Source organism: Jeotgalibacillus proteolyticus (assembly GCF_002926065.1).
Lineage (GTDB): Bacteria > Bacillota > Bacilli > Bacillales > Jeotgalibacillaceae > Jeotgalibacillus > Jeotgalibacillus proteolyticus.
In genome coordinates this window covers 24943-33650 of the sequence record NZ_PREZ01000013.1, presented here as the reverse complement: position 1 = coordinate 33650, position 8708 = coordinate 24943, and the positions used below count along the sequence as shown (strand labels likewise).

The 8708-nt window shown below is 43.6% G+C and carries 8 protein-coding genes, 3 tRNA genes, 1 rRNA gene and 1 pseudogene; 10 read left to right on the top strand and 3 right to left on the bottom strand.

Annotated features, from left to right (window positions below):
• Positions 1 to 142: 142 nt before the first annotated feature.
• From C4B60_RS21060 to tsaD, 8 genes are all read left to right on the top strand, one after another.
• Positions 143 to 220: transfer RNA gene (locus tag C4B60_RS21060), tRNA-Met, on the top strand.
• A gap of 12 nt (positions 221 to 232) precedes the next feature.
• Positions 233 to 348, top strand: a 5S ribosomal RNA gene (gene rrf / locus C4B60_RS21055).
• Between the two features lie 46 nt (positions 349 to 394).
• A tRNA-Met gene (locus C4B60_RS21050) sits at positions 395 to 468 on the top strand.
• Between the two features lie 7 nt (positions 469 to 475).
• A tRNA-Asp gene (locus tag C4B60_RS21045) sits at positions 476 to 551 on the top strand.
• A 190-nt stretch (positions 552 to 741) separates the two neighbouring features.
• Positions 742 to 1194: a tRNA (adenosine(37)-N6)-threonylcarbamoyltransferase complex ATPase subunit type 1 TsaE gene (gene tsaE, locus C4B60_RS21040; RefSeq protein ID WP_104059932.1), complete on the top strand. Its 453-nt coding sequence runs from the start codon at positions 742 to 744 to the stop codon at positions 1192 to 1194.
• Positions 1191 to 1898 carry a tRNA (adenosine(37)-N6)-threonylcarbamoyltransferase complex dimerization subunit type 1 TsaB gene (gene tsaB, locus C4B60_RS21035; RefSeq protein ID WP_104059931.1) on the top strand — a complete coding sequence of 236 codons (708 nt, stop codon included), beginning with the start codon at positions 1191 to 1193 and terminating at the stop codon, positions 1896 to 1898. Before tsaE ends, tsaB begins: the two co-directional genes overlap by 4 nt.
• Positions 1891 to 2340: a ribosomal protein S18-alanine N-acetyltransferase gene (rimI, locus tag C4B60_RS21030; protein ID WP_209020120.1), complete on the top strand. Its 450-nt coding sequence runs from the start codon at positions 1891 to 1893 to the stop codon at positions 2338 to 2340. Before tsaB ends, rimI begins: the two co-directional genes overlap by 8 nt.
• On the top strand, positions 2337 to 3350 hold the full coding sequence (gene tsaD / locus C4B60_RS21025; protein WP_104059930.1) for a tRNA (adenosine(37)-N6)-threonylcarbamoyltransferase complex transferase subunit TsaD: 1014 nt from the start codon (positions 2337 to 2339) through the stop codon (positions 3348 to 3350). The genes rimI and tsaD overlap by 4 nt, the downstream gene beginning before the upstream one ends.
• Before the next feature lie 48 nt (positions 3351 to 3398).
• On the opposite strand, the gene C4B60_RS21020 is transcribed toward tsaD, so the two are convergent.
• Positions 3399 to 3866 carry a hypothetical protein gene (locus C4B60_RS21020; protein ID WP_104059929.1) on the bottom strand — a complete coding sequence of 156 codons (468 nt, stop codon included), beginning with the start codon at positions 3864 to 3866 and terminating at the stop codon, positions 3399 to 3401.
• A gap of 125 nt (positions 3867 to 3991) precedes the next feature.
• Here C4B60_RS21020 and C4B60_RS21015 point away from each other — a divergent pair.
• Positions 3992 to 4527, top strand: a pseudogene (locus C4B60_RS21015) (GNAT family N-acetyltransferase).
• A 180-nt stretch (positions 4528 to 4707) separates the two neighbouring features.
• Here the strand turns inward: C4B60_RS21015 and C4B60_RS21010 are convergent.
• On the bottom strand, positions 4708 to 5364 hold the full coding sequence (locus tag C4B60_RS21010) for a hypothetical protein (protein ID WP_104059928.1): 657 nt from the start codon (positions 5362 to 5364) through the stop codon (positions 4708 to 4710).
• A gap of 414 nt (positions 5365 to 5778) precedes the next feature.
• Positions 5779 to 7716: an ABC-F family ATP-binding cassette domain-containing protein gene (locus C4B60_RS21005; RefSeq protein WP_104059927.1), complete on the bottom strand. Its 1938-nt coding sequence runs from the start codon at positions 7714 to 7716 to the stop codon at positions 5779 to 5781.
• Positions 7717 to 7985: 269 nt separating this feature from the next.
• On the opposite strand from C4B60_RS21005, the gene C4B60_RS21000 reads away from it, so the two are divergent.
• Complete coding sequence (locus C4B60_RS21000) at positions 7986 to 8663, top strand: redox-sensing transcriptional repressor Rex (RefSeq protein ID WP_104059926.1); 678 nt, start codon at positions 7986 to 7988, stop codon at positions 8661 to 8663.
• Positions 8664 to 8708: the final 45 nt, after the last annotated feature.

Sequence of the window (8708 nt, the reverse complement as noted above, 5' to 3'; positions counted from 1 at the left end):
TCAGCTGGGAGAGCATCTGCCTTACAAGCAGAGGGTCGGCGGTTCGAGCCCGTCATTCTCCACTCGTAATTTTATAGAGAAACAGCATATGAAGGCTTATTTTCTATCACTGTTTTATTCTTACGAGCATATACTTATTAACGCGGGGTGGAGCAGTTCGGTAGCTCGTCGGGCTCATAACCCGAAGGTCGCAGGTTCAAATCNCAGTTTTGAAGGCGCGAGCTTTCAATCGTCTAGTGATAATGGCGAAGAGGTCACACCCGTTCCCATGCCGAACACGGAAGTTAAGCTCTTCAGCGCCGATGGTAGTTGGGGGTATCCCCCTGTGAGAGTAGGACGTCGCTAGGCGGTATCATTTTTAATCATCTTTACGGCTTTTTAAAAGCCACATTGTCGCGGGGTGGAGCAGTTCGGTAGCTCGTCGGGCTCATAACCCGAAGGTCGCAGGTTCAAATCCTGCCCCCGCAATTACCAAGGTCCCGTGGTGTAGCGGTTAACATGCCTGCCTGTCACGCAGGAGATCGCCGGTTCGATCCCGGTCGGGACCGCCATTTTCCATGAATTTATTCATGGTTATTTTTTTTGTTTAATGTGAGCATAGGTTTGACTGAAATCTCTATATGAGACTTTGCCTTTTACATAAAATCATGTACACTTACACTATAGACAACCATGATGACTGACTCCAAGAGGGTGAGTCTTTTTTAATGAAAATTTGAGTTGATGATGGGGGCACAGGCAATGGTGTACAACTGGAATTCAAACCATCCTGACGAAACAGCAGCATTTGCATATAAATTAGGAGAACTGCTTGAAGCGGGGGATGTCCTTACGCTTGAAGGGGATCTTGGCGCTGGAAAAACAGCTTTTTCAAAAGGAATTGCAAAGGGATTAGGGGTAACACGAAACGTGAACAGCCCAACCTTTACGATTATGAAAGAATATAAGGGAAGACTTCCGCTTTATCATATGGACGTGTACCGTTTAGGTGATGAGGGAGAGGATTTAGGATTTGAAGAGTATTTTGAAGGAGAAGGAGTCTGTCTGATCGAGTGGGCTCACTTAATTGAAGAGCAGCTTCCTGCAGAGCGTCTGCAGATTTCAATTTTTCATGAGGGTGAAAATGATAGAAGATTTGAGTTTCGCCCCATCGGAGAAAGATATGGAGAGCTGTGCAAGGAGATATTGTCATGAATGTACTAGTTATTGATACATCTAATTATCCGCTTTCCATTGCGGTGATGAACGATAAAATGGTTATAGCCGAAACGATGATTAACAGCAAAAAAAATCATTCTCTTCAAGCCATGCCTGCTATTGAGTCAACGCTTGCTTCTGTTGATCTTTCCCCGAAGGATCTTGACCGTATTGTCGTAGCACAAGGCCCTGGGTCCTATACAGGGGTGCGCATTGGGGTTACGATTGCCAAGACGCTTGCATGGACCTTGAAAATTCCTCTTGTGGGTGTTTCAAGTCTAGCTGCACTCACCGGTCCCGGCCGATATTTTGATGGTTTGATGTGCCCGGTTTTTGATGCAAGACGCGGACAGGCCTACACAGCGCTTTACAGGTTTGATGAAGGACAGCTTGTGGAAGTAATTAAGGATACAAATGTGTTAATGGAAGACTGGATTGCAGGACTTTCAGACAGAGATGAGAAAATCCTTTTTACAGGCCAGGATGTAGAAGGATTTTGGCAGCAAATAAAAGAGAGGCTCGGAAATCGGGCTTTTCGTACACCTATTACAGGAAATCTTCCGAGAGCCAGTGAAATCGGGTTAATCGGCATGGAGCTTGAGCCGGGTGAGGTTCATGACGTTGTGCCAAATTATATTCGCCTGGCAGAGGCAGAGGTGAAGTGGCTTGAAAGCCAAAAACGGGAGAAAGATAATGAGTGATGTTTCTTATCGTTTAATGACACTTAAGGATATTGATTTAGTTATGCAGGTAGAGCGTGAATCATTTTCTGTACCCTGGAGCAGGGAAGCATTTGAGAATGAACTGATGATTAATCAATTTGCCAAATATATTTTAATGGAAAAAGAAAATGAAGTAATCGGGTACTGCGGTCTTTGGCTCATCATGGACGAAGCGCATATTACGAATATTGCTATTGTGCCAAAGCTGCGCGGCCAAAAGCTTGGTGAACTGCTGATGCAGGAGGTTATTTCGATGGCCAGAAATGCCGGAGCAAAAACCATTACATTAGAGGTTCGAATCAGTAATCTAGTGGCACGTTCGCTTTATCAGAAGCTTGGATTTTTAGAGGGCGGAATCAGAAAAAACTACTACTCAGATAACCAGGAGGATGCATTAGTGATGTGGGTGGAATTAAGATGACAAAAGAAACCATCGTATTAGGAATTGAAACAAGCTGTGATGAAACCGCCGCTTCTGTCGTCCGCAATGGCACTGAGATTTTATCCAATGTTGTGGCTTCGCAAATTGAAAGTCATAAACGATTTGGCGGAGTCGTTCCTGAAATTGCTTCGCGCCATCATGTGGAGCAGATGACGTATGTAGTAGAGGAAGCACTTAATCAGGCTGAGCTCTCCATTGAAGAGATTGATGCGATTGCTGTAACAGAAGGACCTGGACTTGTAGGTGCTCTATTGATTGGAGTAAATGCAGCAAAAGCAATCGCCTTTGCTCATTCTATTCCTCTAGTCGGCGTTCATCATATTGCAGGGCATATTTATGCGAATCGCCTTCTTAAAGAAATGGACTTTCCACTGATGTCATTAGTCGTTTCCGGAGGACACACTGAACTTGTTCTGATGAAAGAGCACGGTTCATTTGAAGTGATAGGGGAAACGCGTGATGATGCAGCAGGGGAAGCATACGACAAAGTGGCAAGAACACTCGGACTTCCTTATCCGGGGGGACCGCATATTGACCGGCTTGCCCAGGAAGGCACTCCTTCCATTAAGCTGCCTCGTGCATGGCTTGAAGAAGGCTCGTATGATTTTAGCTTCAGCGGTTTGAAGTCTTCCGTGATTAATACGCTTCATAACGCTGAGCAGCGCGGAGAAGTGATTGATGCGAAGGATCTTGCTGCAAGCTTTCAGGAAAGTGTGATTGATGTGCTCGTAACGAAAACAAAGCGGGCAGTTGAAGAATATCATGCAAAGCAGCTTCTTTTAGCAGGGGGAGTAGCGGCTAATAAAGGACTTAGAGAGCGTCTGCAGGAGACGTTTGGCGAGGATAAGAATCTTGAGCTGATTGTTCCACCGCTGTCTCTTTGCACTGACAATGCTGCGATGATTGCAGCTGCCGGGACGATTCTTTTTGAACAGGGAAAACGTTCGGGGTATGCATTAAATGCTAATCCGGGGCTTGTGCTTCAGTAATGAATGGTAAAGACACCACATCTATTTCGATGAGGTGTCTTTTTTTCGTTAATTTAGGCTTTGTAAATTCGGATATGTCTCTTTAAAATCTTCATTTATTTTTTGAGTGTCATAATTGCTTAGCTTATCTCTAATATCATCCGGGAATAGCTTGCCAGAATCCTTGCCCCAATAAATGCCTTCACGAGGCGTCTTATGTTTCGTTATTATTAATTGGCCATTTTTCTCTTTCGCATACAAGACGAATGGAGCACCAAGTTCTCCCCCACCTGAAATATGTGCATATAAATAGATTTTCCCCGAGTTTTTGTCACTTTCAAAAACATTAAATACGCTTATTAACTCTCCATCCTCCGGTATTGGTTCAACCTCTTCATTAAGATACGTTTGAATCGTTTTTGCATCATCCTCAGTCAGGTCAAATGGAACACGTGACTCCGCAGTTGATGTGGTGCTGCAGCCGTAAAGTCCGACCATTAATAATGATAGTAATAAGAGCAAAGGAAATTTTCTCAAGGGACACCTCCAGTTATAAAAAATTTTACCATATCCTTCTATATTCACTCCATATAATTCGAGAAATTTTGTATAGGTGAACTAATTTTAATGGTAGAATACGAAATAAAAAGGGGAATTCGATCATGAACGATACTCTGCCTAAGGTCAGATTAAGAGAGCTTGTAATGGAGGATACAGAGGACCGTTACAGGTGGTGTCTTGATCGGGAGGTGATTCAGTATCTTAATATGCCGGATACCTATCCTCCTTTTAGCAAGGCCGAAACAGAAGCCTGGATAAGTAAGTGCATTAATAAAACGAATGGATATGAACAAAAAGCCATTCTTGATGAGAATGATAAGCATATTGGCTGGGTGGTCTTAAAAACATCGACAGATTAAACAAACATGCGGAGCTCGGGATTGCGATTGGTGATAAACAGTATTGGGGCAGGGGCTACGGGTTAGCGGCCATGAAAGAGATGCTGGAGTTTAGTTTTAATGAGCTTGAGTTAAATAAAATCTGGCTGCGGGTAGAGCTCGATAATGAAAAAGCGATTAAGTCCTATACACAGATAGGGTATGTGGAATAAGGGATATTGAGGCAGGACCGCCTTAGAAAAGGAGTTTTTGTTGACCGCTTACGAATGAGTATACTGAAAGAGGAGTTCGTAAAATAAAGAAGAGTTTGGAACATAACGATAAGTTAAAAAACGTGAGCGGAGCGGGTGCTTGAGATCCACTTTCGTTATCAAGTTAATGCATGGCCCCGATCATCGGAAAGCATCCGCCTGAAACGCAGTGAACCGTGCAAAAAAGGCTGAGACATTAGGGTTGTCTCAACCTCTTTCCTCTATTAATTATTGCCCCTTAGCCGGACGAAACAGTGATTCATCAAACTCCGGATTAAGCTCATAGTCGACTACTTCAGAGCTGTAATGAGCGCTTGGGTGATTGTAGGAATGCTTCACTTCGTAGAAGGTTTCCTGGTCAAACCAGTAATGAGAAACGATTCCGTCGTGAGCAGCTTCGATATGATAGGTTTCATAGCCATTCACTTCTTCTTCCCCTTTAAAGGTTAATTCAGCATTCTCAAGCAGGTATTCGTATTGTTCACCTGCAAGTGCCAGGTCGTTATTTTCAGGGAACGGGTTTTCATAGCGTTCAGCGTCCCCTTTTTTGTCATTCGTTTCAAATATATAGTCAGGGTCCTCAAGGTCAGTGAATAAATGGAAGGTGATGTCGTCATCCTCTGTTATTTCTGAATGTCTGAAGAAGCCATGTTCATTATCATAAATCCATTGCTTTTCAAGCAGTTCCTCGGATTGGTGTTCACTGGTGGTTTCTTTTTCAACTTCATAATAAACACCATCTAATCCATCGTATAAAGCAGCGGCAGAGGTAAGAATTGATTCAGCTGATGGAAGGTCTTCAGAAGTTTCTGCATGACCGTCAATTCCATTTCCCGTGACAAACAGCATTGAACTGAAAATCGTAATTGGCAATAGCTTTTTCATTCATGATGCCTCCTCACAACTCTTTAATAGTGGGAGTTTTCCCGAATGGTTTTTGCCTAAACGTCTATTTCTGGAAAACCATACTCGGTAAATGTAAGAGTGGTAATTTATTCAAAATTGTAAGAACATTTGTACTTGTTCACAGTCTGTTGATAACCTGTTGATAAGTATAAAAAGGCTGTGTAAAAAGTGTAAATTTAGTGTGTGTCTTTTTGTGTGGATAATGTGGATAAACGGCAGAAGGATTGTGGATAACGTGGATAAGTTGATTCTAAACTGTTAAAAAGCTGTGTGTAATGTGTATAACTTTGGGGATTGTTACACAGCTGTCATCATTTCAACATATTTCGACGGGCTGTTCTTAATAAAAGACACAATCAACTTTTACAAAAAAAGTCGATTGTGTCCTGTGGATTACTCTCCTACTTCTTCCTCAAGAACCGTCCATTCCTCCATCAGATTTTCCATGAGGGTTTTGGCCTGTTCAATTTCTTCATTGTATTGCATCACCTTTTCATGATCCTGAAATACCTCAGGGTCACAAAGCAGGGTTTCATTTTGTTCAATTTGTTCTTCAAGCGCAGAGATCTCAAGCTCAATCTCTTCTAAGCGGCGTTTTTTCTGCCGTTCCTTCCTTTTTTGCTCCTTATCGAGCTGGAAGCTGTTTTTATCCTTTTGAGGGGAGAGGGAAGGGTTTTGGGCTTCTTTTTCTTTTTGTTCATAGGCTTCATGCTCTTCTTTTTCAAGCTTCTTTTCCATGTAGTAGTCATAGTCGCCGAGGTACTCTGTCGCGGCATCCGGCGAAAGCTCAAGGACGCGTGTTGCGATCCTGTTAATAAAGTAGCGGTCATGGGAAACAAAAAGAATGGTTCCCGGGTAATCTATTAATGCATTTTCTAATATCTCCTTACTGTCGAGATCCAGATGGTTGGTCGGCTCATCTAAAATCAGCAGATTGGATTTTTGCATCATAAGCTTCGCCAGTGCAAGGCGGGCTTTTTCGCCTCCGCTCAGCGCAGTAACAGGTTTTAACACATCCTCACCTGAAAATAAAAAGTTTCCAAGCACCGTCCGGATATCCTTTTCATTATGCATCGGGTAGTCATCCCACAGTTCATTGAGGACGGTTTTTTTCGAGTGCAGCTCTGCCTGCTCCTGATCGTAGTAGCCAATGGAGACATTTGAGCCGTATTGGATGGAGCCTTCAAGCGGCTCAATCTTTTTAACGATCGTTTTTAAAAGAGTGGATTTACCGACGCCATTCGGCCCGATTAACGCAAGGCTTTCCTGTCGGGAGAGGGAGGCGTTCAGGTCCCTTGATACAGGGTTCTCATAGCCGATTGAAAGTCCGTTCAGCTTTAAGACGTCGTTTCCGCTCTGCCGGTCAATAGAGAAGGTGAAGCTTGCTGATTTCTCATCTCCCTGAGGCCTGTCCATTTTATCCATTCGCTGAAGCTTTTTGCGTCGGCTTTGGGCCTGCTTTGTAGTGGAGGCACGCACTAAGTTCCGTGCGATAAAGTCCTCCATTTTTGCGATTTCTTCCTGCTGCTTTTCAAATTCCTTCATTTCACGCTCATAATGCAAGGCTTTTTCATCTAAATAGCGGCTGTAGTTTCCGTGGTATTTTTTCGAGCGGTGACGCGACAGCTCGACTACCTGATTGACGACCTTATCAAGAAAGTACCGGTCATGGGAGACAATCAGAATGGCGCCGGGATATCCCTGCAAATACTGCTCTAGCCAGCCGAGCGTTTCAATATCCAGGTGGTTGGTCGGCTCATCTAAAATCATAACGTCAGGTTTGGTTAACAGCATTTTGCCGAGTGCAAGACGTGTTTTCTGTCCGCCGCTGAGGGTCGAAACCTTCGTGTCATAATCAAACTGGCCAAAACGCAGACCATGGAGGACAGAGCGAAGATCCGCTTCATACTGATAGCCGCCCTGTTCTTTAAAGGCAACCTGGAGTGCGTCATAATCCTTCATCAGCCGGTCATAGCGCTCCTGGTCTTCATAAATCGCAGGGTCTGCCATTTTGGCTTCACTTGAACGAAGATCCTGCTCCATCTTTTTTAAATGGTCAAAAACAGAAAGCATTTCATTCCAAATGGACAGCTCCGACTCTAATCCGGTGTGCTGTTCGAGGTAGCCTATTGAAACCTCTTTTGGTTTAATGATTTCTCCGTCGTCATGGGACATTTGTCCGGCGATCATTTTTAAAAGGGTTGATTTGCCTGCGCCATTTCGGCCGACAAGTGCGATGCGGTCCTTTGTCTGGACCTCAAGCTTTATATTGGAAAGGATCTCTTCTGCCCCAAAGGACTTTGAGAGCCCGTTTACCTGTAATAAAATCATTCCGAAATCACCTCATTTTCTACCTATTAAGTGTATCGCAACAAAGAACAGAAGCGCAATATAACGGATTTGTGAAAAAATATGCAAACTTTGCATTTCGTGAGTCGAATAGTGTATGATGAAAAGGAATGGTTTGAATAAACAGAATATAGTATGAAAATTCCGAATGAGTGCTTAATACTTAATAAATGAATGGAAGCGTTCACAAATATGATTGTACGGGACTCCCGTTGGTCATGCCAGGAATGGAGTTTAGGGGGAGTGTGGGCATGAATCAAGACCAGATAAAAATACCTCAGGCAACCGCAAAGAGGCTGCCTCTTTATTACCGCTTTTTAAAAAATCTTCATGCTTCAGGAAAGCAGCGGGTTTCCTCGAAGGAATTAAGTGATGCTGTGAAGGTGGATTCTGCAACGATCCGCCGCGACTTTTCCTACTTTGGGGCATTAGGAAAAAAGGGATATGGGTATAATGTCAATTACCTGTTAACTTTTTTCAGAAAAACGCTTGATCAGGACGAGGTCTCAAAGGTCATTCTGATTGGGGTCGGGAATCTTGGCACTGCGTTTCTTCATTATAACTTTATAAAAAACAACAACACAAAAATAGAAATGGCTTTTGATGCCGACCCGAAAAAAGCAGGGACCTCAGTCGGGGATGTGCCGATTTATTCAATGGACGAGCTTGAGGAGCGGGTGAATAAAAGCGAGATTGAAGTCGCGATCTTGACGGTGCCGGCAGGTCCTGCCCAGTCGATTACTGACAGGCTCGTGCCGCTTGAGATAAAAGGCATTCTTAATTTCACACCGGCCAGGCTGAATGTACCTGACACGATCCGCATTCACCATATCGACTTAGCGGTTGAGCTTCAGTCACTGATCTATTTTTTGCGCCATTACGGCACAGAAGACGTAGAACCGTCACAATTGGAGGACGGATTGGAATAGCCAAATGACAAAGAATGATTTATGATTAAGAAAGAACAAGAGGAG